Source organism: Polynucleobacter sp. AP-Elch-400A-B2 (genome assembly GCF_018688355.1).
Classification (GTDB): domain Bacteria; phylum Pseudomonadota; class Gammaproteobacteria; order Burkholderiales; family Burkholderiaceae; genus Polynucleobacter.
Window position 1 is genome coordinate 924,722 of sequence record NZ_CP061317.1, and the last position, 25,972, is coordinate 950,693.

A 25,972-nucleotide genomic window follows, 5' to 3' on the forward strand; every position below is an offset into this window, starting at 1 on the left:
GAAAAGTCGCCGGGATGACAGAGATAAGTAATATTTTTAAAGAAATTAACAAAAACCAGTCAAATTGATGGTTTTTTATCCTTTAAGGCTGTTTTCTGCCGCGGCCCGCTCCTTTTTTGCTGCCTTAGCCCGGGCTTTAATGGGTTTGAGGAACATCAGCAGACATACAAACCCAACCGCTCCAATAGCCGTTTCTAGGGCGGCCATCCAGAAATTAACTCCAGTTTCCAAAATACGCACTAAGCCCTCGGTAATATAGAGCAGGATCAGCATGGAGGCCCATTGCATGGTGTAAACATTGCCTTTCCATAGGCCTGGAATGGCAAATAACAAGGGGATAGCCTTGAGAACGAGCCAAGAGCCTCCTGGCCTCAGTGGCGAGATAAACCATTCCCAAGCCACGCACAGAATAAATAGGTCAACAAAAGCTGCTGTAGCGATGAGTTGGTAAGGGTTTTTCGAGTGCCAGTTTTTAAGCATAAATTACCCTTGATTGAGTTTGAGTGCTGCAATTGCCAGGCGTTTACCCTGGGCAATGGCTAGGCGCTGTTCTTCAGCGCTAATCGGTGCTCGACCATCAGCATGTGCCAGGTGGGTAACGCCATAAGGACTGCCACCGCTTGAGGTACTCATCAGGTCGGGTTCACTATACGGAATACCCATGAGCATCATGCCGTGGTGAAGTAGGGGAATCATCATAGTCAGAAGGGTGCTTTCTTGACCGCCGTGCAGGCTGCCTGAACTAGTAAAGACGCAGGCTGGTTTACCAACGAGAGCCCCATTGAGCCATTCTGAGGAACTGCCATCCCAAAAGTATTTCATGGGAGCGGCCATATTGCCAAAGCGCGTAGGGGAGCCTAGAGCTAGACCAATACATTCCTTTAAATCGGCATATTCAACATAGGGGGCGCCATCAGTTGGGACAGCAGCTTCCGTAGCCTCGCATACTGCGGAGATCGCTGGCACGGTGCGTAGCCTGGCGTTAACACCCGGCATACTTTCAATACCTTCAGCAATCAGTCGAGCTAAGTCTCGGGTTGCTCCATAGCGTGAGTAGTACAAAACTAAAATGTCAGATTGGCTCATATGGTTCTCTTATCTCTTATGATATGGGCGATGCGGCTTATTCAGAATCCTCAATTATGGCTCTCTCTTGGAAAAGAGATCTGGGAGCGTAACCGGGGTCAAAATCTAAAGCAAGTAGCGGCTAGCCTGGCCTATACTACTACGCTGGCCTTGATTCCGATGCTAACGGTGGCTTCCATTTTGATTGGCTATCTCCCCAGCGTGGTGCGAATTAAGTATGCCTTTCAGGCCTGGTTGCTAGACACCTATATGCCAGGGGGCTTAAATCAGCAGGTCTTTAATTATTTGGATCAATTTTCAGCGCAGGCCAAAGGCCTTACCTTGATTGGTTTGCTCGGCTTGGTAATTACGACCATCATGACGTTGGCAGTGATTGAAAACGCCTTTAATCAGATCTTTCGCATCTCTGAAAGGCGACCGATTTTGAAGAAGATTGCGATCTATTCCTCTGCAACCATATTGGGACCCATCCTTTTAGGTATTGGAACTTACTTAAGCGGTCTTCTATTTAGTGCGGCAGAGGGTTGGACGGAAACTCTGAGCTTTGGTTTGGGTTTTGTGGCAACGGTGGTACCCATACTTCTGGCCATGGCCGTATTCTCAGTAGCTTACAAAATCCTCCCTTATGCCCAAATTGAGTGGCGTGATGCTTTGAGCGGTGCCTTCTTTGCAGCCCTCACTTTTGAGTTAATGAAGTTTGGATTTGGTCTCTTTTTAGGTAATGTCGGTTTTTACAAAACGGTCTATGGTGCTTTTGCGATCTTTCCTTTAGCGCTGATTTGGATTTACCTGACCTGGTGGATCACCTTGGCTGGGGCGGTCTTGGTTGCCAATCTTCCCAGCATTCGGAATGGGTTGCTTAGGGTTATTCGTTACTGAAATACTGCTCATGCCGCTTGATTCCTTGGGGGCATAAGCATATATTGGTTCAATCAGAACCCATTGCTGGAGATCCAATGAAAGTTTGCGACATATTGCGCGTTAAGGGCAGCACACTATTTACAGTGGCACCGGATACTGCTTTGCAAACTGCCGTCTTGGTGATGAGTGAGCATGACATCGGTTCATTGGTAGTGATGGAGTACGACAAACTGGTGGGTATCCTGACATTCCGTGAAGTGATTGCAGCCTTAGCAAAAAACCATGGCAAATTAGATGAGCTCAAAGTCCAAGGCGTCATGAATGCCAAGCCCTTGACATGCAATATGGAGACAGATATTGACGAGGTTCGCCGCATGATGCTAGTTGACCATGCCCGTTACTTGCCGGTGATTGATCAAAAGATGCTGATGGGTGTGATTTCTTTCTACGACGTGGCTAAATCCGTTGTTGAGGCTCAGGACTTTGAAAACACGATGCTCAAGGCTTACATCCGCGACTGGCCAGAAGAGGTCGAAAAAGCTAATCCATAGGCTCAGCCTAGCCCAAGCCCCCGAGCAATGACATAATGTCAATATGTCAGGAAATACATTAGGCCTTCTCTTTACTGTCACCACTTTTGGTGAATCCCACGGTCCCGCCATTGGCGCTATTGTTGATGGCTGCCCTCCAGGCATGTCTCTGTGCGAAGCAGACTTGCAGCTTGATTTAGATCGCCGCAAGCCAGGAACCTCACGTCATGTGACCCAACGTCAAGAGGCCGACAGGGTAGAAATTCTGTCTGGTGTGTATGAAGGCAAAACCACGGGCACGCCTATTGGCTTGTTAATTCGGAATACTGATCAGCGCAGTCAAGATTACGGCAACATCCTACAAACATTTAGACCCGGTCACGCTGATTACGCTTATCACTACAAATATGGTTTGCGTGATCCTCGTGGGGGTGGGCGCTCTTCAGCAAGATTAACTGCACCTGTTGTAGCTGCAGCAGCGATTGCCAAGAAGTGGCTCAAAGAACAATATGGCACGGTGTTTTATGGCTACATGAGCCAGCTCGGTGAAATTGAAATCCCATTTAAAGATGCAGCACTTATTGAGAGCAATCCTTTCTTTGCTGCCAATGCCGATATCGTTCCTCAGTTAGAGGCGTATATGGATGTACTGCGCAAGGCAGGGGATTCTTGTGGAGCAAAGATTGAAGTGCGGGCGCGTAATGTGCCCATCGGATTGGGTGAGCCTCTATTCGATAAGTTAGATGCGGATATTGCACATGCCATGATGGGTATTAATGCGGTCAAGGGCGTTGAGATTGGCTCTGGCTTTAAGTCAGTAATGCAGCGCGGCAGTGAGCATGGCGATGAGTTGCATCCAGATGGATTCGCCAGCAATAATGCGGGCGGCACTTTAGGTGGTATCAGTACTGGTCAAGATTTGCGGGTGTCGATTGCCATCAAGCCAACATCTAGTATCTTGAGTCCAAAAGAATCAGTGGATTTAGATGGCAAGCCTATGACTGTTCAGACTAAGGGTCGTCATGATCCTTGTGTAGGTATTCGCGCTACTCCAATTGCGGAAGCGATGCTAGCCTTAGTTTTGATTGATCACGCTTTGCGTCACCGCGCTCAGTGCGGTGATGTGAAACACAGTGTTGAGTCGATTCCAGCTGCACGTCCCGGCTCTGCAACGGATTAATTAAATCTACTTTAGAAAACTAAAAAGAAAATGACACCTTCAGTGCGTTGGGCCTTCGGGTCCTTTTTCTTTTTGTATTTCGCTTATGTTGGTTTAGTTTCTCCATACGCTAGCCTCTTTTTTCTAGATCGTGGCTTTAGTGTCATCGAGATTGCGGTCTTAATGTCTATGCTACAAATCACACGAATAGTCGGGCCGTTCTCTTGGGGGTGGTTGTCTGACTACCTATCCAATCGCATCGGTATCATTCGATTCTGCGCTTGTTTAGCGGCAGTGACTTTCTTGAGCATCTTTTTTCTCAATAGCTATGTTGCATTCTTCATTTGGATGTTTGTCTTACATACCATCCTCAGTAGCCTAATGCCTCTAGGTGAATCAGCCACTGTGCATGCTTTGTTTAAAGACAATTCATTTGACAAGCGTTATGGCCGTTTGCGTTTGTGGGGCTCGATTGGTTTTATTACTATGGTCTTATTTGCGGGTGAGTTATTTCAGCGTAAAGGTATAGAGCTTTATCCCATCGTGGGCGCGGTGATTTTGACCTGCTTGGCACTGGTTACCTTTCGCTTGCATGAGCCCAAGTTGGAGCGCCGCAAGATGGTTAAGGGTGAGCTGCTGATTGTTTTATTGAATCCCGATGTGCGTTGGTTCTTGCTCTCCGGATTTTTTATGATTTTTGCGCACGCTGCTTTATATGTGTTCTATTCGCTCTACCTAGCCGATTTAGGTTACGATAAATTTCAGATTGGTTTGTTCTGGGCTTTAGGCGTTGCAGCCGAAGTAATCTTCTTTTATTTCCAAAGTAAAGTGCTCAGTCGCTTAGATCCCGAGATTATTTTGCAGATTGCTTTTGGTATAGGCGTGTTTCGATTTATCTTGATGGCTTTCTTCCCATTCACTTGGGTTCTGATTCTGGCTCAGCTCATGCACGCCGGTACTTTTGGCGCACACCACAGTGCTGCTACGAAACTATTGCAACGCTGGTTTACTGGTCCATTGCAGGCACGAGGACAAGCTTTAATGGCAACCGTGTCCTATGGCTTAGGTGGAACACTGGGTGGTTTGCTTGCTGGTTGGTTATGGGATGCTACCCAGCCTCGAAATGTATTTGTGATGGCGGCCTTAGCCTGCGGTCTAGGAGGCATGGCGATTGGGAAGCTGAGCCCCAGCCGCTAGCCGGCTAGATAAATGAAGAAGTAATACGCCAGATGATTTACATCGATGCGTAGTTCGGACCACCACCACCTTCAGGGGTAATCCAAACAATATTTTGACTTGGATCCTTGATGTCACAAGTCTTGCAATGCACACAGTTTTGCGAATTAATCTGCAACTGCGGCTGACCATCTTTTTCTACATACTCATAAACACCGGCAGGGCAGTAGCGTTGCTCTGGACCCGCATAGGTTTTGAGATTCAAGCTCACTGGTACCGATGCATCTTTTAAGGTGAGGTGGATAGGTTGATTCTCAGCATGATTGGTATTGGAGATAAATACTGATGAGAGGCGATCAAAGGTAATCCTGCCATCCGGTTTTGGATAGTCAATCGGCTGATGCTGAGCTGCTGGCTCTAGGCATTCATGATCTGCATGCTTTAAATGAATCGTCCAAGGCATATTGCCGCCCAAGAGTTTTTGCTCAAGGCCCACCATGAGAGTACCAAGGTAGAGTCCTTTTGACATCCACGGCTTAAAGTTACGCGCTTGGTTTAGCTCGGTATGTAACCAGCTATTTTTAAAGGCATTTGGATATGCAGCCAAGACATCAGCAGAGCGATTTTCAGCAAGTGCGGCAACCGCAGCCTCAGCTGCAAGCATGCCAGTCTTAATAGCAGCATGACTTCCTTTAATACGTGAGGCGTTCAAGAATCCAGCATCACAACCAATCAGTGCGCCACCGGGGAAAACTGTTTTAGGTAGGCTATTTAAACCACCAGCCGTCAGTGCCCGTGCACCGTAAGCTAGGCGCTTACCGCCTTCAAAGGTTTCGCGAATCTTGGGATGCAACTTATAACGTTGAAACTCCTCAAACGGAGAAAGGTATGGGTTTTTATAAGAAAGGCCTACTACTAGACCTACTGCAACTTTGTTATCACCCAAGTGATACAAGAATGAGCCGCCATAGGTATCACTCTCTAATGGCCAGCCAGCGGTATGAACCACTAGACCAGGCTTACTCTTGGATGGTTCGACTTCCCATAATTCTTTAATGCCAATACCGTAACTTTGTGGATCAGCATCTTTATCCAATGCAAACTTGGCAATCAGTTGTTTGCCTAAATGTCCGCGTGAACCTTCAGCAAATAAGGTGTACTTGGCACGCAATTCCATACCAAGTTGAAATTGATCGGTGGGTTGACCTGCTTTATCCAAACCCATTGAGCCGGTGACGACGCCACAAACTGCGCCTTGCTCGTTATAGAGAATGTCCGAGGCCGGAAAGCCTGGAAAGATTTCTACACCCAGGTTCTCGGCTTGTTGACCAAGCCAGCGAGTGACATTAGCCAAGCTAACAATATAGTTACCTTCATTTTTAAAGCAATGGGGCAGCATCCAATTGGGAACCTGAAATGCGCTCTCTTTAGTCAGAAATAAAAACTGGTCTTGGTTTACTTCGGTATCTAGTGGCGCGCCTAACTCTTTCCAGCTGGGGAAGAGTTCGGTTAACGCTTTGGGGTCCATGACGGCGCCAGACAAGATATGCGCCCCGATTTCAGAGCCTTTTTCGAGCACGCAGACGCTAATCTCTTTGCCAGATTCATTGGCTAGCTGTTTTGCTTTAATGGCTGCGGACAATCCTGCAGGACCACCTCCCACGATGACGAGGTCGTAGTCCATGGATTCTCTAGGTCCAAACTGTTCGAGTAATTCCTGGGCAGTCATTTTATTTCTCCGGCATTGCTTATTAATAGGGGTGTTTTGAGCATTTCTGCCACTTTTAAAGCCCCAAGCCACATCTATAGTTTAGTTCTAAGTCATCAAAACCGAGTAAGTGCCCAATGCTAATGGGCGTTTGGCCTAAAGCGTTATGATTACTTTTTTACCTTTATTGGCAATATTAGGACGAATTTATGAATAAAACTTACCCATCGGCTGTAGATGCCCTGCGGGATATCTTGAAGGATGGTCAAAAACTGGCTGTTGGCGGTTTTGGCTTGTGCGGTATTCCTGAGGCATTGATCGCTGCAGTAAAGGATCTTGGCGCACAAAATTTGACGGCTATTGCCAATAATGCTGGGGTTGATGGCTTTGGTTTGGGCGTGTTGCTCAATTCAAGACAAGTAAAAAAAATGGTTGCCTCCTATGTAGGCGAGAACAAAGAATTTGAGCGTCAGTTTTTGGCTGGCGAGCTCGAGTTGGAATTTACTCCGCAAGGAACCCTGGCTGAGAAGTTGCGTGCTGGCGGTTGCGGTATTCCTGCTTTCTTTACCAAAACAGGTGTTGGCACATTGGTAGCTGAGGGCAAAGAAGAAAAAGAATTTGATGGTGAACGCTACATCATGGAGCGTGCAATCGTGTCTGATATCTCACTCGTGAAAGCATGGAAGGCTGATAAGTCAGGTAATTTGGTGTATCGCCTTACAGCTCGCAACTTTAATCCAGTGGTAGCTATGGCTGGCAAGATTACTGTTGCTGAAGTGGAAGAAATTGTGGAGAACGGCGAATTAGATCCCGATGAGATTCATACGCCAGGTATTTATGTGCATCGCTTGGTGCTGAACACTACGCCTGAGAAGCGTATTGAGCAACGCACTTTGTCTGCCGCTTAATACCTTTAGACACCATAAAAAAACAGTACAGAATATTTAGGAAGATCGATATGCCTTGGAATAGAGATGAAATGGCAGCACGTGCTGCTAAAGAGTTAAAGGATGGTTATTACGTCAATTTAGGTATTGGCATGCCAACCTTGGTAGCCAATCATGTGCCAGAAGGCATGGAAGTGTGGCTTCAGTCGGAGAATGGACTATTAGGTATTGGCCCATTCCCAACTGAAAAAACGATTGATGCAGATTTAATTAATGCAGGCAAGCAAACGATTACGACTTTGCCTGGCTCCTCCATTTTTTCTTCTGCAGATTCCTTTGGAATGATTCGTGGTGGAAAAATTAACATCGCGATTTTGGGTGCAATGCAGGTCAGCGAGCATGGTGACTTAGCAAACTGGATGATCCCTGGCAAGATGGTGAAGGGCATGGGCGGCGCCATGGACTTGGTTGCTGGCGTAAAGCATGTGGTTGTCTTGATGGAGCACGTTGCCAAGAAAAAAGATGGCACAGAAGAAATCAAGATCCTACCGAAGTGCACTCTGCCATTAACTGGTGTGGGTGTTATTAGTCGCATCATTACTGACCTTTGCGTACTCGACATCACGCCAAAGGGCTTGAAGTTGGTGGAGTTGGCTCCTGGCGTAACTAAAGATGAGGTTATAGCCAAAACAGGTGCCCCTATAGACGTAGCAGGTTTCTGACCTTTTTTGATAGATAGTGAAATAATGGGGTCAATGACCCCATTTTCTTTTTTAAAGATTTCTTTATGAGCGTTGTAGATCATTCACTTCACGCACACAAGCAGGGTGATGCTAAGCATACCCATAGCAAGGAAGTCTCTAATCAGAATCTCTTGCTGATTGCCTTGGTGCTCACACTTGGGTTTTCAGGGGTTGAGGGTGCCGCTGCTTACTTTGCGAATTCTTTAGCGCTGATTTCGGATGCGGGTCACATGGTGACCGATGCTGCAGCGCTGGGTTTAGCATTGCTAGCGCAAATCATTTCCCGTCGTCCGCCATCACCAAAACATTCATTTGGATTTGGAAGAGCAGAGGCCTTAGCGGCTTTTGTCAATAGTATTGCGATGCTAGCCTTAGTCGCATGGATCATGTTTGAGGCAGTGAGTCGATTCTATGACCCGCATAAGGTAGATGGCTTAACAGTCACGATAGTAGCTGCCATTGGTCTGGCAATGAATATTGTGGTGGCATGGGTGCTGTCGCGCGATAAAAAGAGTGTCAATACCCGCGCTGCCTTAGTTCATGTCATGGGTGACTTGCTAGGCTCTATAGCTGCTCTGATTGCAGGTATTGTGATTCAGCTTACTGGATGGATGCCGATTGATGCCATCTTATCTATTTTGGTCTCTCTCTTAATTTTGAAGTCCACGATTTCTATTTTGAAAGAGTCCTATCACTTCCTAATGGAGGGAGTGCCTCTACATATAGATTATTTACAAGTCGGTCAGGATTTAAAGAAGGTACCAGGTGTTTTAGCAGTGCATGACCTGCATGTCTGGGAGATGACTCCTAGCTTCCCAGCACTGATTGGCCATATCGAAATTGAGCATATGTCTGAGTGGCCAGAAATTATGGCGCGCATCAACGCAATGTTGCTTACCAAACACAGTATTGATCATGTAACGCTGCAGCCAGAAGTTCCTGGTATGGCTGCTGAGCATGCGCACGACGAAGACCTGAATGATGAGATTCAAAAGCCGCAGGTGATTCACCATGGCGATACTTTCTTTGTCACTTGCACAAGCCCTGATGGTCCTCATCGCATGGCGTATCACGCCTGGGGTAATCCTAGCAATCCAAAGGTTTTAGTTTGTGTCCATGGACTGACGCGCAGGGGGAGTGATTTCAAAACCCTAGCTGAAGCAATGAGTCAGGACTATTACGTTGTTTGTCCAGATGTAGTGGGACGAGGTGATTCTGATCGACTCAAAAATCCCATGCTCTACGGCGTTCCTCAATACGTCGCAGATATGTCGAACTTAATTAAACAGCTTAACGTTACACAAGTGAATTGGTTTGGAACCTCCATGGGTGGTTTGATTGGCATGGTCTATGCCGCAATGCCCAAGAGCCCAATTCGTCGCATGTTAATTAATGATGTGGGTCCTCGCATTGAGCCTGAGGCCATCAAACGTTTAGGCTCCTATGTTGGCCAACCTTTTAGTTTTTCTAATCGTGCAGATGCTTTGCAGCGCCTCAATGAGATCTGCGCATCTTTTGGTAGTCACACTCCAGAAGAGTGGGAGATTTATAACGGCCCCATGCTCGTGCAAAAAGATGGTTTTTGGGTAATGCATTACGACCCTGATATTTCTGTGCCGTTTGCATCGGTCAATCCGATTATGGCAAAGGCGGGAGAGATGGCGATGTGGCACGCCTTCAAGCAAATCCATATCCCGATGTTGATTGTGCGTGGTGGTGAGTCAGATTTACTTTCCGCTAAAACTGTTGCCGAGATGTGCAAGGTCAACCCTCATATTCGGAGTATTGAAATTCCGCAAGTGGGTCATGCACCTGCCTTTGTGAAATCAGAACAAGTGGCGTTAGCAAAAGAATTCTTTAGTTAAGGATTTCAGTCGCCCATGTCAAATGCTTCTTCTGCATCTGAGAGCATCAAAATTATTGATGGTTGGCATGGTGAGCCTTCTGAAAATCATGCTGCTGGCGTTCTCAGCATACTGAAGCTGCTCCACTTAGATGAAGCAACACTTACCGCTGCACATCATATTGCCCGAACCCATGGCAAAGAATCACTCACCAAACTGATTGGCGATGAGTCAGCCAGATTGTTGATTGGCTATCGCGGCCTGAGGCAGGCTCAAGCCAAGCTGGTGCGTAATGATGGTGGTCTGAGTATTTCTGGGCAAGAAGAAATGCTCAGAAAGATGTTGCTCGCTTTTGGTGATGACTTACGCGTCGTTTTGATTTATCTTGCTTCGCGCTTGCAAACGCTGCGTTGGATCAACCAAGAAAAAATCGAGATGCCAAAAGCTTGGGCACAAGAGATTCTGAACATTGATGCATCGCTTGCTAATCGCCTCGGTATTTGGCAAATGAAATGGGAGATGGAGGACTTGGCATTTCGAGTTCTCTCTCCAGAGGTCTATCGCGATATCGCCAAGATGTTGGATGGCAAGCGTATTGAGCGTGAATCTTTTATTCATCAGATTGTGAGCAAGCTGAAAGAAGAATTAAATGCTGCCCGTATTGAAGGTGAAGTTCAGGGTCGTCCAAAGCACATCTATAGTATTTGGAAAAAGATGCAGGGTAAGTCACTCGATTTTGCCAATCTCTATGACGTCAGGGCGTTTAGAGTTTTAGTGGATGACGTTAAGTCCTGTTATGCCATTTTAGGAATAGTGCATAACGTCTGGCAGCCAGTGCCCCGTGAATTTGATGATTACATTGCTAGACCAAAGCCAAACGGCTACCAATCTTTACATACTGTAGTAATGGATGAACATGGGACTGCATTTGAGATTCAGGTGCGTACCAATGAAATGCATCAACAGGCTGAGTATGGCTTGGCTGCGCACTGGCGTTATAAAGAGGGTGCTTATGTTGGCACTGCAACTCCGCCAAAAAATAAACCCAAGGACACAAATCCCAGTCATCAAACGGGCACCCATAGTGCTGCTGTTGCCTATGAGCGCCAAATTGCTTGGGCAAGGCAGCTCATTTCCTGGAAAGAGGATGCTTGGGAGCAACTCAAGCACCATGAGATCGATGACCATATTTATGTACTCACTCCATTAGGAAAAGTGATTTCCTTGGAGAAGGGTTCATCACCCATCGATTTTGCATATGCAGTTCATACCGACCTGGGTCACCGCTGTCGTGGGGCTCGAGTAGATGGTGCGATGGTACCTTTAGACACGCCATTGCAAAATGGCCAGACTATTGAAATCGTTGCCGTAAAACATGGCGGTCCCTCACGCGATTGGATTAGCCCTAGCCGCAATTACTTGCGCTCGCAGCGTGCTCGCACACGTGTACGCGCTTGGTTTAATGCTTTGGATGATGAAGAAGCGGGGTCTAAGTCCACCGACTCCAAGGTGGAGCAAAAGACGGAGACGAAAGTAATTACTCCAGCCCCAGAAATTGTTCTTAAACAAAGCGCTCGCAAGCAGGGTCAGGTTGGTGATGTTTTGGTGGTGGGGGTAGATTCCTTGATGACCCAGTTGGCACGGTGCTGCCGGCCGGTACCACCCGATGCGATCGCAGGTTTTGTGACCCAAGGTCGCGGTGTATCGATTCATCGGCGCTCTTGCAAAACGTTTAGAGGTTTATTGGAGCGAGCCCCTGAGCGCGTTATCCAAACCGCCTGGAATGATTCTGGACTTGAAACAACTGCCGTAAATGATCCAAAGCGGGTATTTCCTGCGGATTTAGCGGTAACTGGGCTAGATCGCCCTGAGCTGATGCGCGAGCTGTTTGAGATTCTGACAAGGCAGGGTGTCCACGTCATTGATCTTCGCAAATCTGCTAAGCGAGGCCTTGCGCAAATACTGTTGACAGTGGAGATTAAAGACGCGGAGGCCTTGCGACTCGTCCAAAACGCCCTTGAAGAAGTCAAAGGGGTGACCCAAGTACGCCGCCGGTGATAAACTCTATGGCTTAAATAGGCTCGTAGCTCAGCTGGTTAGAGCACCACCTTGACATGGTGGGGGTCGTTGGTTCGAGTCCAATCGAGCCTACCAACGAATAAAGACCCAAAGTGCGCGGTTGCCCAAAAGCTCCCGCGCTTTCTTTTTGGTGGATGTTGTGCAGTAAATCAGTCTTTCGGCTGAATCTTAATAAGATGGAGCGATCATGCTTGTAGTTACTCTGCCAGATGGATCTAAACGTGAGTTCGAAGCTCCCGTACGCGTTCTTGATGTTGCCCAAAGCATTGGAAGCGGCCTTGCCAAAGCTGCCCTCGGCGGCATAGTTGACGGCAAGATGGTTGATGCCAGCTTTCTTATCGATAAAGATAGCCAATTGGCAATCATTACCGATAAAAGCCCAGAAGCGCTGGAGATTGTGCGCCATTCCACTGCCCACTTATTGGCCTATGCCGTTAAAGAGTTGTTCCCGGAAGCGCAAGTCACTATTGGCCCGGTCATCGAAAACGGTTTTTATTATGACTTCTCATTTCATCGGGCATTTACGCCTGAAGATTTGGTAGCCATTGAGAAGAAGATGGCTGAGTTGGCTAAAAAAGACGAGCCAGTGATTCGTACAGTAATGCCGCGTGATGAGGCGGTGAAGTTCTTCAAAGATCAAGGCGAAAATTACAAAGCAGAGATTATTTCTAGCATCCCACAGGGTGAAGATGTGTCTTTGTATGCTGAAGGTAAGTTCACTGACTTATGCCGCGGACCCCATGTGCCATCTACTGGCAAGCTCAAAGTGTTCAAGCTTCTGAGCGTTGCTGGTGCTTACTGGCGTGGCGATAGCAAGAATGAGATGTTGCAACGGATTTACGGTACAGCTTGGTTGAAAAAAGAAGATCAAGACGCCCATTTGCATATGCTCGAAGAGGCTGAGAAGCGTGACCACCGTCGCCTGGGTAAGTTCTTAGATTTATTTCATTTTCAACCTGAAGCGCCGGGTTTAATTTTCTGGCACCCAAAAGGCTGGTCTATTTGGCAAGAAGTTGAACAGTACATGCGTCGCGTTTATCAGCGCGAAGGCTATCAAGAAGTAAAAGCCCCACAAATTTTGGATCGTGGCCTTTGGGAAAAGTCTGGCCACTGGGATAACTACAAAGAAAACATGTTCACAACGGAGTCGGAGAATCGCGCTTATGCATTAAAGCCGATGAACTGCCCAGGACATGTGCAGATTTTTAATTCTGGCTTGCATAGCTATCGTGAATTGCCATTACGCTACGGCGAGTTTGGTCAATGTCACCGTAACGAACCGTCGGGTGCATTGCATGGTTTGATGCGCGTTCGTGGATTCACGCAAGATGATGGCCATATTTTCTGTACTGAAGATCAGATTCAGTCTGAAGTAGCTGCATTCGATAAAGCGGTTCGTGAGGTCTACCAAGACTTTGGCTTTACTGAAGTAGCTGTTAAGCTGGCCTTGCGTCCTGCGAAGCGTGTTGGTGATGACGCTATTTGGGATAAAGCGGAGGCTGCCTTACGTGGCGCCTTGACCGCTTCAGGCCAAGAATGGGAAGAATTGCCAGGCGAGGGTGCTTTTTATGGTCCGAAGATCGAATATCACCTCAAAGACTCGATTGGCCGCACTTGGCAGTGCGGCACGATTCAGGTGGATTTCTCGATGCCAGCCCGTTTAGGTGCTGAATATGTCACTGAAGAGAACACCCGCAAGGCTCCAGTGATGCTTCATAGGGCAATTGTGGGCTCTTTGGAGCGTTTTATCGGTATTTTGATCGAAAACCACGCTGGAAATATGCCAGTTTGGCTCGCTCCGACTCAGGCTGTAGTCCTTAATATTTCCGATAATTCGGCTGCATATGCTCAAAAAGTCCAGCAATCTCTGAAAAAACAAGGGTTTAGAGTCGAATCGGATTTGCGGAATGAGAAAATTACGTATAAAATACGCGAGCACGCATTACAGAAGCTCCCATTTTTGTTAGTTGTAGGGGATAAAGAAGCAGAAAGTAATTCGGTGGCCGTTCGTGCCCGTGGCGGAGTGGATTTAGGCGTAATGCCTCTTGATGCCTTCGTTGCCCGACTCCAGCAGGATATTTCTCAGAAAGTCGGACCCGAGCTTAGCTAGGGGTGGAATGGTTTTTATTGTTTTTTTAAAGGAATTAAGAAGATCGCTACTGATAAATCGCAGCGCATAAATCGGGAGATTACTGCTCCTGAAGTGCGTCTGATTGGACTGGATGGAGAACCCATCGGTGTAGTTAAGTTGAGTGAAGCCCTGGCTTTAGCAGAAGAGAAAGAGACCGATTTGGTTGAAATTGCTCCGACAGCTGTGCCACCTGTAGTCCGGATCATGGACTTCGGCAAATTCAAGTACCAAGAAGCCAAACGTTTGCATGAAGCTAAGCTCAAGCAAAAAGTGATTCAGGTGAAGGAAGTGAAATTCCGTCCCGGCACAGATGATGGTGACTATGGTGTGAAGCTACGCAATCTAATCCGCTTTTTGGAAGATGGCGATAAGACAAAGATTACGCTGCGATTTCGGGGTCGTGAAATGGCCCACCAAGAAATCGGAGTCAGAATGTTGGAACGTTTGAAGTCAGACCTGATTGAGCATGGTCAAGTAGAGCAGTTTCCAAAGATGGAAGGTCGCCAGATGGTGATGGTATTGGCCCCCATCCGTAAAGCTAAGTAATAAACCAAATCGCAAGATGGGGTTTGTTGTTTAAGTAGGGAGGAGTCCCTAAGAATTAATAAGGACTCTGGTAGTTAGAAGTGCTTCTAGGTACAGGAAGCGTAACCGTCGGTTACCACCTATGTTGCACAAGTAATTGAAGGGGTGCTTTATGCCCAAGATGAAGAGCAAGAGTAGCGCTAAAAAGCGCTTCACGGTTCGCGCAGGCGGAACGATTAAACGAGGCCAGGCTTTCAAACGCCACATCCTCACCAAGAAGACCACAAAGAATAAGCGTCACCTACGTGGTACTACCGAAGTTGCGAAGGCAGACGTTAAGTCAATTCGCTCCATGCTTCCATACGCTTAACCTCAGACTAGATTAGGAGAAATAAATGCCAAGAGTCAAACGTGGGGTTACAGCAAGAGCCCGTCATAAGAAAATCACCGATGCCGCAACAGGCTATCGTGGACGTCGTAAAAACGTATTCCGTATTGCTAAGCAAGCAGTTATGCGTGCTGGTCAATATGCATACCGCGACCGTCGCAATAAGAAACGTGTATTCCGCGCATTGTGGATTGCTCGTATCAACGCGGCAGTTCGTCAGCATGACATGACCTATAGCGTATTCATGAATGGTATGAAGAAAGCTGCGATCGAACTCGACCGCAAAGTGCTTTCTGATATGGCCATTGCTGACAAGGCAGCTTTCGCTGCTTTGGTTACTCGGATTAAATCCGTAGTAAGCGCTGCAGCTTAATTCTTAGTTCATTAAAAAACTAAGCTGCAATGGTTTCTCTCGACCACATTGTCGAGGATGCTAAACGTGATTTCCACGGAGCTGCCGATTCGGCAGCTCTTGAGGACGCGAAAGCCAAGTATCTCGGTAAGTCAGGTGTTCTCACTGAGCGTTTAAAAGCGCTTGGTGGAATGTCGCCTGATGAACGTAAGAGTGCTGGCGCCCAAATTAATCAAATCAAAACCCAAGTAGAAGTTGCATTACAAGAGCGTCGCCAAGCATTGGCTGATGCGGTATTGCTGCAACGTCTTGCGGCGGAATCGATTGACGTTTCTTTGCCTGGCCGCGGCCAAGCAGTAGGTAGCTTGCATCCTGTGATGCGCACCTGGGAACGTGTTGAAGAGATCTTCCGCTCTATTGGTTTTGATGTAGCTGACGGTCCTGAAATTGAAACCGATTGGTTTAATTTCACCGCCTTAAATAGTCCCGAGAATCATCCTGCGCGTTCAATGCAGGACACCTTCTATATTGATGGCAAAGATTCCAATGGGAAACCTTTGTTATTGCGCACGCACACCAGCCCGATACAGGTTCGCTATGCAAGCGAGCATGTTAAGAAATATGCCCATGCTGATGTCATGCCACCAATCAAAGTGATTGCGCCTGGCAGAACCTATCGCGTGGATAGCGACGCAACCCATTCACCGATGTTTCATCAGGTAGAAGGCTTGTGGATTGCCGAGGGTGTTTCTTTTGCTGATCTTAAGGGTGTGTACACCGATTTCTTAAGAACCTTTTTTGAGACGAATGAATTGCAAGTTCGTTTTCGCCCATCGTATTTCCCATTCACTGAGCCTTCAGCTGAAATCGATATGGCCTTCGGTAGCGGTAAGCTAGCCGGCCGTTGGTTAGAGATTTCTGGCGCAGGGCAGGTTCATCCCAATGTATTGCGCAATATGGGTATTGATCCAGAGCGCTATACCGGTTTTGCTTTTGGATCTGGATTAGAGCGTTTGACGATGTTGCGTTACGGCGTTGATGATTTACGTCTTTTCTTTGAGAACGACCTCCGTTTCTTGGCGCAATTTCCAGCTTAATCGGCTAACCTTTTAATAGTAGATAGCGCATATGCAATTTTCTGAATCTTGGTTACGCCAATACGTAAATCCTTCGCTTGATAGCAATGCCTTAGGTCATGCAATGACGATGGCAGGCCTTGAAGTTGAAGAGCAGCATTCAGTTGCGCCTGCATTCACAAAAATTGTGGTTGCTCAAATTCTTTCGGCAGAGCAGCATCCTGATGCAGACCGCTTGCGTGTTTGCAAGGTAGATGCGGGAACTGGCCAAGAGTTACAAATTGTTTGCGGTGCACCGAATGCACGTGCTGGCATCAAAATCCCTTGCGCAATGGTTGGAGCAGAGTTACCACCAGCAGAAGCTGGTGGAAAGCCCTTCATGATTAAGATTGGCAAGCTGCGCGGCGCAGAAAGCCAAGGCATGCTGTGCTCTGGTCGTGAGCTTGGTCTAGGTGATGATCACGAGGGTATTCTGGAGTTGCCTGCAGATGCACCAGTGGGTGAGGATATTCGCAAATACTTAAACCTAGATGACCAGATCTTTGTGATTAAGTTAACGCCGAACAAGGCTGATTGTTTATCTCTAATGGGCATGGCACGTGAAGTGTCAGCAATTACAGGCGCTGCATTGTGTGCCCCTAAGTGGACTCCTGTAGATGTTTCTATACAGGACAAGCTCAAAGTGAGTGTTGAAAACACTGATCTTTGTGGTCGTTTTGCTGGTCGCGTGATTCGTGGTGTTAATCCAAAAGCTAAAACACCGGATTGGATTGTGCAGCGTTTATCTCGTGCAGGCCAAAGAAGGATTTCTCCTCTAGTTGATTTGTCTAACTATGTGATGTTAGAAATGGGTCAGCCAACCCATGTATTTGATATTGATAAATTAACTGGCGACTTATCAGTTCGCTGGGCAAAGTCCGGTGAAAGCCTTGAGTTATTGAATGGCCAGACAGTTTTTTTGCAAGGCCCAGATTCTGCAGGTAAGATTCAAGATGCTGGTGTGGTTGCTGACCAAAGTGGCCCCGTAGCATTAGCCGGCATCATGGGTGGTAATCATTGCGCAGTGACCGATGACACTAAAAATATTTATGTTGAAGCTGCTTATTGGCAGCCTTCAGCAATTCAGGGGCGTGCTCGTCGTTTTAATTTCAGTACCGATGCAGCGCATCGCTTTGAGCGTGGTGTTGATCCACAAAATACAGCTAACTGCCTAGAGTATCTAACAACTCTGATTGTCGAAGTATGCGGTGGCCAAGTTGGCCCAATGGATGATCAAGTATTGGCTATCCCTGAGCGTAAACCAGTCAGCATGCGTTTAGCACGTGCCATGAAAGTCATTGGTATTCCGCTAACTGCTGAAATTGTTACTGATGTGTTTAAACGTCTCGGTTTTGAGTTCAAACAAGAAGCAGGCGATGTATTTGTGGTGACACCACCAAGCTATCGCTTTGATATCGAAATTGAGGAAGATTTAATCGAAGAAGTCGCACGCATGTACGGCTTTGAAAATATTCCTGATGTGCCGCCAGTCTCCTCTTTAAAAATGAGTGCTAGGGCTGAGGCAAAGCGCGGAGTGCATTTATTGCGCCAGCGTTTAGCTCTACAAGGCTATCAAGAGGCGGTGAACTTTGGATTTACCGATCTTGAGAGTGAGCAGCGTTTAGCCGCAGCTACTGAAAAAGATCTTATTTCGGTACTTAACCCCATTGCCAATCAATATGGCGTCATGCGCAGCAATCTGTGGGGTGGTTTGCTGGGTAATCTCAAGTCAAATCTGAATCGTGGTGCTGGTCGTGTCCGCCTGTTCGAGACGGGTCGTGTATTTAAGCGTGATCCTAGCGTGCATGAAGGGGCTGGTAAAGTTGCGGGCTTTCATCAGCCGCAGCAGCTTGGTGGCCTGGCTTACGGCTCATTCGTAGCAGAGCAGTGGGCAAGCGCTGATCGTGCAGTTGATTTCTTTGACGTGAAGGGTGATTTGGAGCGTGTGCTCGATCCCTTGTATTTCACAACTGAGGCAGCCGTTCATCCAGCGCTCCATCCTGGCCGCAGTGCACAAATTCAGTTAATAACACCAGCTGGCAAGCTCAATATTGGCTGGATTGGCGAATTACACCCAGGCTTGCAGCAAGCTTACGAGTTGCCACAAGCACCAGTGCTCTTTGAAATGGATTTAGAAGCCATTCGCAATTTAGGTATTCCGCAGCCAGAAGAGTTGAGTAAATTTCCTGCAGTGCAACGAGATTTGGCAGTAGTGGTAAAGCAGGCCGTTTCCTCACAGACTTTGCTTGATGCAATGAATGCGAAGAAGCAAAACTTTGTTAAGGCAATTGAGCTCTTTGATGAGTTCAAGCCAAAAGCTGGCTCTAGCAGTATGGCTGATGATGAGAAGAGCTTGGCCTACCGTGTGACTTTGCTCAATCCACAGGAAACGCTACAGGATGCACAAATTGAAGCGGTAATGACTGCTTTATTAGCGACACTCGAAAAAAATTGCGCAGCCCGTCTGCGCTAGGTTTAATATTAGTAACAGATCAAGTAAGAAGAGACTTTCGCCATGAATGATTTAGTTAGCAACGATACCGTTACCAAGAATGAGCTCTCGGAAGCTCTCTTTGATCAAGTTGGCTTAAATAAGCGCGAAGCCAAGGATATGATTGACGCCTTCTTTGACCGTATTGGGAAATCTCTCGAGACAGGCGTTGAGGTAAAGATTTCTGGATTTGGTAATTTCCAGCTACGCAATAAATCTGCCCGTCCAGGTCGTAATCCGAAAACCGGTCAAATGATTCCAATTGCAGCCCGTCGCGTTGTAACATTTCATGCAAGCCAAAAGCTCAAGGATGTAGTTGAGTCTCATGCTCGAGAAAACAGCATTTGATGCTGGGTCGGTGCTGCTAAGTTCGCAGCTCCCCCCAATTCCCGCTAAGCGTTATTTCACTATCGGTGAGGTATCTGACCTTTGCGGCGTTCGTTCTCATGTATTGCGCTATTGGGAGCAAGAGTTCACCCAATTAAGTCCGCAAAAGCGTCGCGGTAATCGTCGCTACTATCAACATCATGAAGTTGTCCTAATTCGCAAGATTAGGGCGCTTTTATATGAAGAGGGCTTCACAATCAGTGGCGCCCGCAATCGCCTTGATGAGGCTCGTGGTGAGCTTCGCTTGCGCGATGAGTTGCAAGCTGTCCTGCAAATTCTCTCTAAATAGTTACTGATACAATTTCTTTTCCCGTCGGGGCGTAGCGCAGCCTGGTAGCGTACATGCATGGGGTGCATGTGGTCGGAGGTTCAAATCCTCTCGCCCCGACCATTCAACTTCGCATCCTCTTCCTATGACATCAAACTCAAATAACACTACGTATTTTGGATTGACCATCCCGTTTTTAGCTCACTTAGGGGTTGTTCCTGAGTATGCCGAAGGGGGGAAGTCGCGCATTAGCCTGGTCATCAAACCAGAATTTGAGAATAGCTTTCAGATTGCTCATGGCGGTGTTGTCATGACCCTTCTGGACTTTGCGATGGGGGCGGCAGCTCGCAGTACTGTGAACCAGCAACTTGGCGCTATGACCATTGACATGAACGTCAGCTTCCTGCGCCCAAGTATTGGCAAGATTGTGGTGGAGGGCAGTGTTCTGAAGTTTGGTAAGACGATTCATTACTGCGAGGCCGTCGTATTGAATGAGGCTGGTGAAGTTACTGCTAAATCTAGCGGTACATTTATGCTGAGAAGGTAATATTTATATACCCATTATAAATATAGTATTTATAATGATTATGTTGGTTATCTAGTTCATTATTGCAATATAGGCTTATTTTCATAGGGTTATAAGTGAATTTTCAATATAAATGATTATTTTTTAATATATTGATATAATAGAGTTCTAGGAGTAAAAAATTATTTTTTACTCCAACAACCTATTATCTGGATAAATTAAATATGTCATCATATAAAGAGTTGTTAGCCCAACGTGAATTGTTGGATAAACAGATTAAAGAAGCAGTTTTACGTGAAAAGGCTGATGGGATTGCTAAAGCTAAACTCATCATTGAGCAATACGACTTAAGCGCTTCAGACTTATTCAGCCGTAAAACTGGTGCGCGCAGTTCTGGTGCTAAGGTTGCTCCAAAGTACCGCAATCCCTCTACTGGTGATACTTGGACTGGTCGCGGTAAGGCGCCAAAATGGATTGAAGGTAGAGATCGCAGTAACTTCTTAATATAAACCATTGATTTAAATAGATTTTTTTATTTAAAAAAGCCGCTCATTGCAAGATTGAGCGGCTTTTATGTTTTTTTGAAGCTACTTTAGAGTCTAGGCGCACTTTCTATTGAGCGCCTGAATAAATATAGGCTCTAAGAGTTCGTGGCGATTTTTATCCCCCACGGTATTCTCAAACTCTGGATTAGTAGCTGGATAGCCAATAATCAGAGGATTTTGGTCAATCAGGCCATTTTCAAGCTCCTCTTGCAGAACTTCTGGGTAGCGCGTCTTTACGCGAACTGTATTTTCATCGGCCAGGCCGATAACCCCAGGATGAAGGCGAATAAATCCCTCGTCTACCAAAATGGGAATGCGCTGTGTATCCCTGTTTTTGCTCAAGTAATGGATGAGATGCACTTGCTCAACTGGTGGAATCAGGGCGTCTAGGAATATGAGGTCGGGGGAAATTGAAACTGCCTTCATTAGACCCTCAAGGCTATCAACAGATACTTCCATATCCACCTTTAGCTGCCAGCATTGAATGGATTCGATTAATTCATGGCTATTTTCAGCCCTTCTGAATATCCCCATGGCAATGCAGTTTTGAGTAGTCTTTTGGCGCATTGCTCTTTTACGACGAGCAAGTTGCTGCTCTAGAGAGCTTGCCAAGATGCGCCGGTGACCCCCACGCGTCTTCCAGGCGATTAATTCACCTAATTCAACCATTTTCTGGACTGTGCCAAGTGATACCTGTAGCACTTTTGCGCTTTGACGGGTGCTTAGATATTCCAATTCTGGGGTAATCGCTTTCATATGTCCCTAATCTCATTAATTTATTTGGAGATTTAGAGAATACGAATCAAGTCTGGGGGAATCTGTCAGGCATGGTTTAAATCAGAGTAGGAAAATTCTTATTCAGCCCTTAAAAAGTGAGGATTGCCTTGAAAGCCCCCTAATTAGGGAAAGTCCTTTATGAATCAATGGGTAGTCGTGTTAAATTAGATAGGTTGTAAGAGTATTCGCACAGATCAATTCGTAAAGTGGTTTAGCCGCAGAGCGAATGGTTTTAACCACAGTCTTTATTCGGGAAACCCGATGAAAGGTGAGCATCATGATGCAAGATCAAAGAGATAGCTCCTATCTCTTCGGTGGAAACGCCCCTTACGTAGAGGAACTCTACGAATCCTATTTGCATGATCCAGGCTCGGTAGCTGACCATTGGCGAGATTATTTTGATAATGTGAAGCAAGTCCCAGCAGTGGATGGCTCTTCTAGATCAGACGTCGCCCATGGACCTATTGTTGCTTCCTTTGCTGAGCGAGCTAAGCAAGGCCCTATCAGAACAGTTTCTGATTCGGCTGACTCTGAGATGGGGCGCAAACGCGTTGCCGTTCAGCAGTTAATCGCCGCATATCGTAACGTTGGTAACCGCTGGGCTGATATTGATCCTTTGAAGCGAATTGAGCGCAAGGATATTCCAGAGTTAGATCCTGCTTTTTATGGCTTCACTGATGGCGATATGGATATCGTCTTCAATACTAGCAATACCTTCTTTGGTCGTAACGAAATGACCTTGCGTGATTTACTGCAAGCATTGCGTCAAACTTACTGTGGCACCTTGGGTGCTGAGTACATGTTCATTGCGGATCAGACCATTAAGAAATGGTGGCAAGAAAAATTAGAGTCGATTCGTTCGACTCCAAGCTTTAATATCGATGAGAAGCGCCATATTTTGGATCGCGTGACTTCAGCAGAAGGTTTAGAGCGTTATCTTCAAGCCAAGTATGTTGGTCAAAAGCGTTTCTCTCTCGAGGGTGGTGAGAGCTTCATTGCCTGTATGGATGAGTTGATTCGTGAGTCAGGTGCTAAGGGCGTTCAAGAGATTGTGATTGGTATGGCCCATCGTGGCCGACTGAATGTGCTGGTGAACGTCTTAGGAAAAATGCCTTCAGATCTTTTTGCTGAGTTTGAGCACAAAGGCCCAGAAACATTGCCTGCGGGTGATGTGAAGTATCACCAAGGGTTCTCGAGTGATATTTCTACTCCAGCCGGACCCGTCCATCTATCGCTAGCATTTAACCCCTCCCATTTAGAAATCGTGAACCCAGTAGTAGAGGGTTCTGCACGCGCTCGTATGGAGCGCCGTGGTGATATGGTGGGTGAGCAAGTATTGCCAGTATTAGTGCATGGAGATGCGGCTATTGCAGGTCAAGGTGTGATGCAGGAAACCTTGGCAATGGCAGAGGTGCGCGGTTACTACACTGGCGGCACGATTCATATCGTGATTAATAATCAGATTGGTTTCACTACATCTGATCCTCGTGATTTGCGTTCTAGCTTGTATTGCACAGACATCATGAAGGTGATTGATGCGCCTGTATTGCATGTGAACGGCGATGATCCTGAAGCGGTTGTTTTGGCTACCCAGCTAGCCGTTGAGTTCCGTACTCAGTTCCACAAAGATGTGGCCATTGATATTGTTTGCTTCAGAAAGCTGGGCCATAACGAGCAAGACACTCCAGCAATGACGCAGCCGTTGATGTACAAGATCATCGCAGCTCATCCGGGTACACGTAAGTTGTATGCAGATAAATTAGAAGCTCAAGGTGTATTACCTGCCGGCACCGGTGAATTAATGGTGAAAGAGTATCGCGCGGCCATGGATGCTGGTAAGCAGACTTCTGACCCCGTTCTCAGTAACTTCAAAGGTAAGTTTGCAGTTGATTGGTCTCCATTTCTGAATAAGCGTTGGACCGATGAGGCGGATACTGCGATCCCATTGACTGAGTGGAAGCGCTTAGCAGAGCGAGTGTCTACTGCGAGAGAAGGATTCAAGGTGCACCCGTTGGTTGAAAAGGTCTTAAAAGATCGTTCTGCCATGGGCCGCGGTGAAACTAATGTTGACTGGGGTATGGGTGAGCATATGGCTTTTGCATCCCTGGTGGCGAGCGGTTATCCAGTTCGCTTATCAGGCGAGGATAGTGGCCGCGGCACCTTCACTCATCGTCATGCCGTTTTGCATAATCAAAACCGCGAAAAATGGGACACTGGGGTCTACATTCCCCTGCGCCATATCGCCAAAGATCAAGCTCCTTTCTTAGTGATTGATTCCATCCTCTCCGAAGAGGCAGTGCTGGGTTTTGAGTATGGTTACGCCGCTGCAGAGCCAAATACCCTGACTATTTGGGAAGCTCAGTTCGGTGACTTTGCAAATGGTGCTCAAGTGGTAATCGACCAATTTATCGCCTCAGGAGAAGTGAAGTGGGGTCGTGCAAACGGCCTGGTCATGATGTTGCCTCATGGCTATGAGGGTCAAGGTCCGGAGCACTCATCTGCACGTTTAGAGCGCTTTATGCAGTTATGTGCCGACACTAATATGCAAGTGATTCAGCCAACGACCGCATCGCAGATCTTCCACGTCTTGCGTCGCCAAATGATTCGTCAGTTCCGTAAGCCGCTGATCTTGATGACACCAAAATCATTGTTGCGTAATAAAGAAGCTGCTTCGCCATTGTCTGAGTTTACAAAGGGTGGTTTTCATACCATTCTTGGGGAGCGCGATGAGAGTATCGATGGCAAAAAGGTCACTCGATTGATCATGTGTTCTGGCAAAGTCTATTACGACTTAGCCAAAGCGCGTACCGAGAAAAAACTAGAGGATGTGGCGATTATTCGTTTGGAGCAGCTCTATCCATTCCCGCACAAAGCGTTGACTGTTGAGTTAAAGAAATATCCAAACTTGGAAGAGGTGGTGTGGTGTCAAGATGAGCCGCAAAACCAAGGCGCTTGGTTCTTTGTTCAGCACAATATTTTGGAGAATATGTCTGAGGGGATGAAGTTGGCCTATGCAGGCCGTCCAGCTTCTGCTTCACCAGCTTGTGGCTACGCTCACCTCCATCAAGAACAACAGAAGTCACTTCTGAATGCAGCATTCGCAAAACTCAAGGGTTATGTCATTACGAAGTAATCGTAGACCTCACTCACATATAAATACTAAACAGGATTAATCATGGCTATTTTTGAAGTTAAAGTTCCCCAGCTCTCAGAGTCAGTAGCAGAAGCTACTTTGTTGCAATGGAAAAAGAAAGTTGGCGATGCTGTCGGTCAAGATGAGATCTTGATTGAAATTGAGACTGACAAAGTTGTACTGGAAGTTCCTTCACCGTCTGCTGGCGTGGTTACAGAAATCCTGATTGCTGATGGTGGCACAGTAATTGCTGAGCAATTGATTGCGAAAATTGATAGTACAGCTGTTGCTGCTGCAGCTCCTGCAGCTGCTGCACCGGCACCTGCAGCCGCTCCAGCTGCTGCGCCAGCTAAAGCTGCGCCCGCAGCAAAATCAACTGGCGCTGCTGCCGCACCTTCTGCAGCAAAAATTTTGGCTGAAAACAATATGACCGCTGGCCAAGTTGCAGGCTCTGGTCGTGATGGTCGCGTTACTAAAGGTGATGCGCTCAATGCTGTTGCCGGGGGTTCATCTTCAGCTGTATTGCCAAGTGCACCAATTCTGTCGGGTAACCGTCCAGAAGAGCGTGTGCCAATGAGCCGCTTGCGTGCCCGTATTGCTGAGCGTTTACTCGAGTCTCAAGCAAACAACGCAATTTTGACTACTTTTAACGAAGTCAACATGGCTCCAGTCATTGCTATGCGTAATAAGTACAAAGATCAGTTTGAAAAAGTGCATGGCGTGAAGTTAGGCTTTATGTCCTTCTTTGTTAAAGCGGCTACCCATGCATTGAAGAAGTTCCCATTACTGAATGCATCTGTTGATGGCAATGACATCGTATATCACGGTTACTTTGACATCGGCATTGCAGTGAGCTCACCGCGTGGCTTGGTAGTTCCAATTCTGCGTGATGTGGATCAAATGAATTTAGCTGACATCGAGAAAAAGATTGCGGAGTTTGGTGCAAAAGCTCGCGATGGTAAGTTGTCATTAGAAGACTTAACCGGCGGAACATTCTCCATCTCTAATGGTGGTGTGTTTGGTTCGATGCTTTCTACCCCAATCATTAACCCTCCACAGTCTGCGATCTTAGGCATTCATGCAACTAAAGAGCGTGCAGTGGTTGAGAACGGTCAAATCGTGATTCGTCCGATTAACTACCTAGCTTTGTCATATGACCACCGCATTATTGACGGTCGTGAGGCAGTGCTTGGTTTAGTCGCCATGAAAGATGCATTGGAAGATCCTTCACGTCTTCTCCTCGACCTTTAAGAGAGAAGAG

24 protein-coding genes and 2 tRNA genes are annotated in these 25,972 nt (G+C 46.9%); 22 read left to right on the forward strand and 4 right to left on the reverse strand.

What is annotated here, in order from left to right; genetic code table 11:
- Positions 1 to 75 precede the first annotated feature (75 nt).
- On the reverse strand, positions 76 to 480 hold the full coding sequence (locus FD977_RS04790; RefSeq protein WP_215306790.1) for a DUF2069 domain-containing protein: 405 nt from the start codon (positions 478 to 480) through the stop codon (positions 76 to 78).
- A gap of 3 nt (positions 481 to 483) precedes the next feature.
- Positions 484 to 1,086 (reverse strand): NAD(P)H:quinone oxidoreductase, encoded by a 603-nt coding sequence (gene wrbA / locus FD977_RS04795; RefSeq protein WP_215306792.1) that lies wholly within the window; start codon positions 1,084 to 1,086, stop codon positions 484 to 486.
- Between the two features lie 30 nt (positions 1,087 to 1,116).
- Here wrbA and FD977_RS04800 point away from each other — a divergent pair, with 30 nt between their 5' ends.
- The 4 genes from FD977_RS04800 to FD977_RS04815 all read left to right on the forward strand — a co-directional run bounded on the left by FD977_RS04800 (position 1,117) and on the right by FD977_RS04815 (position 4,833).
- Complete coding sequence (locus tag FD977_RS04800; protein ID WP_215306793.1) at positions 1,117 to 1,965, forward strand: YhjD/YihY/BrkB family envelope integrity protein; 849 nt, start codon at positions 1,117 to 1,119, stop codon at positions 1,963 to 1,965.
- Between the two features lie 77 nt (positions 1,966 to 2,042).
- Positions 2,043 to 2,498 (forward strand): CBS domain-containing protein, encoded by a 456-nt coding sequence (locus tag FD977_RS04805; RefSeq protein ID WP_215306795.1) that lies wholly within the window; start codon positions 2,043 to 2,045, stop codon positions 2,496 to 2,498.
- A gap of 43 nt (positions 2,499 to 2,541) precedes the next feature.
- Positions 2,542 to 3,657 (forward strand): chorismate synthase, encoded by a 1,116-nt coding sequence (gene aroC / locus FD977_RS04810; protein ID WP_215306797.1) that lies wholly within the window; start codon positions 2,542 to 2,544, stop codon positions 3,655 to 3,657.
- A gap of 30 nt (positions 3,658 to 3,687) precedes the next feature.
- Positions 3,688 to 4,833: an MFS transporter gene (locus FD977_RS04815; protein WP_215306800.1), complete on the forward strand. Its 1,146-nt coding sequence runs from the start codon at positions 3,688 to 3,690 to the stop codon at positions 4,831 to 4,833.
- A 37-nt stretch (positions 4,834 to 4,870) separates the two neighbouring features.
- On the opposite strand, the gene FD977_RS04820 is transcribed toward FD977_RS04815, so the two are convergent.
- The gene (locus tag FD977_RS04820; protein ID WP_215306801.1) at positions 4,871 to 6,541 is read right to left on the reverse strand and encodes an electron transfer flavoprotein-ubiquinone oxidoreductase; all 1,671 of its coding nucleotides are present in this window, start codon (positions 6,539 to 6,541) and stop codon (positions 4,871 to 4,873) included.
- 188 nt (positions 6,542 to 6,729) lie between these two features.
- Between FD977_RS04820 and FD977_RS04825 the strand changes: the two genes are divergently transcribed.
- The 16 genes from FD977_RS04825 to FD977_RS04900 all read left to right on the forward strand — a co-directional run bounded on the left by FD977_RS04825 (position 6,730) and on the right by FD977_RS04900 (position 20,765).
- Positions 6,730 to 7,428: a CoA transferase subunit A gene (locus tag FD977_RS04825; protein ID WP_215306803.1), complete on the forward strand. Its 699-nt coding sequence runs from the start codon at positions 6,730 to 6,732 to the stop codon at positions 7,426 to 7,428.
- Positions 7,429 to 7,478: 50 nt separating this feature from the next.
- On the forward strand, positions 7,479 to 8,129 hold the full coding sequence (locus FD977_RS04830; protein WP_215306805.1) for a CoA transferase subunit B: 651 nt from the start codon (positions 7,479 to 7,481) through the stop codon (positions 8,127 to 8,129).
- A gap of 65 nt (positions 8,130 to 8,194) precedes the next feature.
- Entirely contained in the window at positions 8,195 to 10,015 is a 1,821-nt protein-coding gene (locus FD977_RS10895) for an alpha/beta fold hydrolase (RefSeq protein WP_215306807.1), read from the forward strand.
- Positions 10,016 to 10,030: 15 nt separating this feature from the next.
- A complete protein-coding gene (locus FD977_RS04840; RefSeq protein WP_215306809.1) occupies positions 10,031 to 12,052 on the forward strand; it encodes a bifunctional (p)ppGpp synthetase/guanosine-3',5'-bis(diphosphate) 3'-pyrophosphohydrolase in 2,022 nt (673 codons plus the stop codon).
- 19 nt (positions 12,053 to 12,071) lie between these two features.
- A tRNA-Val gene (locus FD977_RS04845) sits at positions 12,072 to 12,148 on the forward strand.
- 112 nt (positions 12,149 to 12,260) lie between these two features.
- On the forward strand, positions 12,261 to 14,183 hold the full coding sequence (thrS, locus tag FD977_RS04850; protein ID WP_215306811.1) for a threonine--tRNA ligase: 1,923 nt from the start codon (positions 12,261 to 12,263) through the stop codon (positions 14,181 to 14,183).
- A gap of 33 nt (positions 14,184 to 14,216) precedes the next feature.
- Positions 14,217 to 14,750, forward strand: a complete 534-nt coding sequence (gene infC / locus FD977_RS04855) for a translation initiation factor IF-3 (RefSeq protein ID WP_370624483.1) — start codon at positions 14,217 to 14,219, stop codon at positions 14,748 to 14,750.
- Positions 14,751 to 14,901: 151 nt separating this feature from the next.
- Entirely contained in the window at positions 14,902 to 15,099 is a 198-nt protein-coding gene (gene rpmI, locus FD977_RS04860) for a 50S ribosomal protein L35 (protein ID WP_046330084.1), read from the forward strand.
- A gap of 25 nt (positions 15,100 to 15,124) precedes the next feature.
- Positions 15,125 to 15,490 carry a 50S ribosomal protein L20 gene (gene rplT, locus FD977_RS04865; protein WP_015421011.1) on the forward strand — a complete coding sequence of 122 codons (366 nt, stop codon included), beginning with the start codon at positions 15,125 to 15,127 and terminating at the stop codon, positions 15,488 to 15,490.
- Positions 15,491 to 15,519: 29 nt separating this feature from the next.
- Complete coding sequence (gene pheS / locus FD977_RS04870; RefSeq protein WP_215306813.1) at positions 15,520 to 16,566, forward strand: phenylalanine--tRNA ligase subunit alpha; 1,047 nt, start codon at positions 15,520 to 15,522, stop codon at positions 16,564 to 16,566.
- A gap of 31 nt (positions 16,567 to 16,597) precedes the next feature.
- Positions 16,598 to 19,057, forward strand: coding sequence for a phenylalanine--tRNA ligase subunit beta (pheT, locus tag FD977_RS04875; RefSeq protein ID WP_215306815.1), 2,460 nt, complete (start codon positions 16,598 to 16,600; stop codon positions 19,055 to 19,057).
- Between the two features lie 42 nt (positions 19,058 to 19,099).
- Positions 19,100 to 19,423 carry an integration host factor subunit alpha gene (locus FD977_RS04880; protein ID WP_046330087.1) on the forward strand — a complete coding sequence of 108 codons (324 nt, stop codon included), beginning with the start codon at positions 19,100 to 19,102 and terminating at the stop codon, positions 19,421 to 19,423.
- Positions 19,401 to 19,751, forward strand: a complete 351-nt coding sequence (locus FD977_RS04885; RefSeq protein ID WP_215306817.1) for a MerR family transcriptional regulator — start codon at positions 19,401 to 19,403, stop codon at positions 19,749 to 19,751. Before FD977_RS04880 ends, FD977_RS04885 begins: the two co-directional genes overlap by 23 nt.
- A gap of 25 nt (positions 19,752 to 19,776) precedes the next feature.
- Positions 19,777 to 19,853: transfer RNA gene (locus FD977_RS04890), tRNA-Pro, on the forward strand.
- Between the two features lie 22 nt (positions 19,854 to 19,875).
- Positions 19,876 to 20,277, forward strand: coding sequence for a PaaI family thioesterase (locus FD977_RS04895; RefSeq protein ID WP_215306819.1), 402 nt, complete (start codon positions 19,876 to 19,878; stop codon positions 20,275 to 20,277).
- A gap of 203 nt (positions 20,278 to 20,480) precedes the next feature.
- Positions 20,481 to 20,765 (forward strand): H-NS family nucleoid-associated regulatory protein, encoded by a 285-nt coding sequence (locus tag FD977_RS04900; protein WP_215306821.1) that lies wholly within the window; start codon positions 20,481 to 20,483, stop codon positions 20,763 to 20,765.
- A gap of 90 nt (positions 20,766 to 20,855) precedes the next feature.
- On the opposite strand, the gene FD977_RS04905 is transcribed toward FD977_RS04900, so the two are convergent.
- On the reverse strand, positions 20,856 to 21,557 hold the full coding sequence (locus tag FD977_RS04905; protein WP_215306822.1) for an excisionase family DNA-binding protein: 702 nt from the start codon (positions 21,555 to 21,557) through the stop codon (positions 20,856 to 20,858).
- Positions 21,558 to 21,855: 298 nt separating this feature from the next.
- Here FD977_RS04905 and FD977_RS04910 point away from each other — a divergent pair, with 298 nt between their 5' ends.
- Both FD977_RS04910 and odhB read left to right on the forward strand, forming a co-directional pair.
- On the forward strand, positions 21,856 to 24,711 hold the full coding sequence (locus FD977_RS04910) for a 2-oxoglutarate dehydrogenase E1 component (RefSeq protein ID WP_215306824.1): 2,856 nt from the start codon (positions 21,856 to 21,858) through the stop codon (positions 24,709 to 24,711).
- A 42-nt stretch (positions 24,712 to 24,753) separates the two neighbouring features.
- Complete coding sequence (gene odhB / locus FD977_RS04915; RefSeq protein ID WP_215306826.1) at positions 24,754 to 25,962, forward strand: 2-oxoglutarate dehydrogenase complex dihydrolipoyllysine-residue succinyltransferase; 1,209 nt, start codon at positions 24,754 to 24,756, stop codon at positions 25,960 to 25,962.
- The last annotated feature ends 10 nt before the right edge of the window (positions 25,963 to 25,972 follow it).

Coding starts and splice junctions, on each gene's coding strand:
- FD977_RS04790 (WP_215306790.1), bottom strand. CDS start 480: ATGCTTAAAAACTGGCACTCGAAAAACCCTTACCAACTCATCGCTACA.
- wrbA (WP_215306792.1), bottom strand. CDS start 1,086: ATGAGCCAATCTGACATTTTAGTTTTGTACTACTCACGCTATGGAGCA.
- FD977_RS04800 (WP_215306793.1), top strand. CDS start 1,117: ATGCGGCTTATTCAGAATCCTCAATTATGGCTCTCTCTTGGAAAAGAG.
- FD977_RS04805 (WP_215306795.1), top strand. CDS start 2,043: ATGAAAGTTTGCGACATATTGCGCGTTAAGGGCAGCACACTATTTACA.
- aroC (WP_215306797.1), top strand. CDS start 2,542: ATGTCAGGAAATACATTAGGCCTTCTCTTTACTGTCACCACTTTTGGT.
- FD977_RS04815 (WP_215306800.1), top strand. CDS start 3,688: ATGACACCTTCAGTGCGTTGGGCCTTCGGGTCCTTTTTCTTTTTGTAT.
- FD977_RS04820 (WP_215306801.1), bottom strand. CDS start 6,541: ATGACTGCCCAGGAATTACTCGAACAGTTTGGACCTAGAGAATCCATG.
- FD977_RS04825 (WP_215306803.1), top strand. CDS start 6,730: ATGAATAAAACTTACCCATCGGCTGTAGATGCCCTGCGGGATATCTTG.
- FD977_RS04830 (WP_215306805.1), top strand. CDS start 7,479: ATGCCTTGGAATAGAGATGAAATGGCAGCACGTGCTGCTAAAGAGTTA.
- FD977_RS10895 (WP_215306807.1), top strand. CDS start 8,195: ATGAGCGTTGTAGATCATTCACTTCACGCACACAAGCAGGGTGATGCT.
- FD977_RS04840 (WP_215306809.1), top strand. CDS start 10,031: ATGTCAAATGCTTCTTCTGCATCTGAGAGCATCAAAATTATTGATGGT.
- thrS (WP_215306811.1), top strand. CDS start 12,261: ATGCTTGTAGTTACTCTGCCAGATGGATCTAAACGTGAGTTCGAAGCT.
- rpmI (WP_046330084.1), top strand. CDS start 14,902: ATGCCCAAGATGAAGAGCAAGAGTAGCGCTAAAAAGCGCTTCACGGTT.
- rplT (WP_015421011.1), top strand. CDS start 15,125: ATGCCAAGAGTCAAACGTGGGGTTACAGCAAGAGCCCGTCATAAGAAA.
- pheS (WP_215306813.1), top strand. CDS start 15,520: ATGGTTTCTCTCGACCACATTGTCGAGGATGCTAAACGTGATTTCCAC.
- pheT (WP_215306815.1), top strand. CDS start 16,598: ATGCAATTTTCTGAATCTTGGTTACGCCAATACGTAAATCCTTCGCTT.
- FD977_RS04880 (WP_046330087.1), top strand. CDS start 19,100: ATGAATGATTTAGTTAGCAACGATACCGTTACCAAGAATGAGCTCTCG.
- FD977_RS04885 (WP_215306817.1), top strand. CDS start 19,401: ATGCTCGAGAAAACAGCATTTGATGCTGGGTCGGTGCTGCTAAGTTCG.
- FD977_RS04895 (WP_215306819.1), top strand. CDS start 19,876: ATGACATCAAACTCAAATAACACTACGTATTTTGGATTGACCATCCCG.
- FD977_RS04900 (WP_215306821.1), top strand. CDS start 20,481: ATGTCATCATATAAAGAGTTGTTAGCCCAACGTGAATTGTTGGATAAA.
- FD977_RS04905 (WP_215306822.1), bottom strand. CDS start 21,557: ATGAAAGCGATTACCCCAGAATTGGAATATCTAAGCACCCGTCAAAGC.
- FD977_RS04910 (WP_215306824.1), top strand. CDS start 21,856: ATGATGCAAGATCAAAGAGATAGCTCCTATCTCTTCGGTGGAAACGCC.
- odhB (WP_215306826.1), top strand. CDS start 24,754: ATGGCTATTTTTGAAGTTAAAGTTCCCCAGCTCTCAGAGTCAGTAGCA.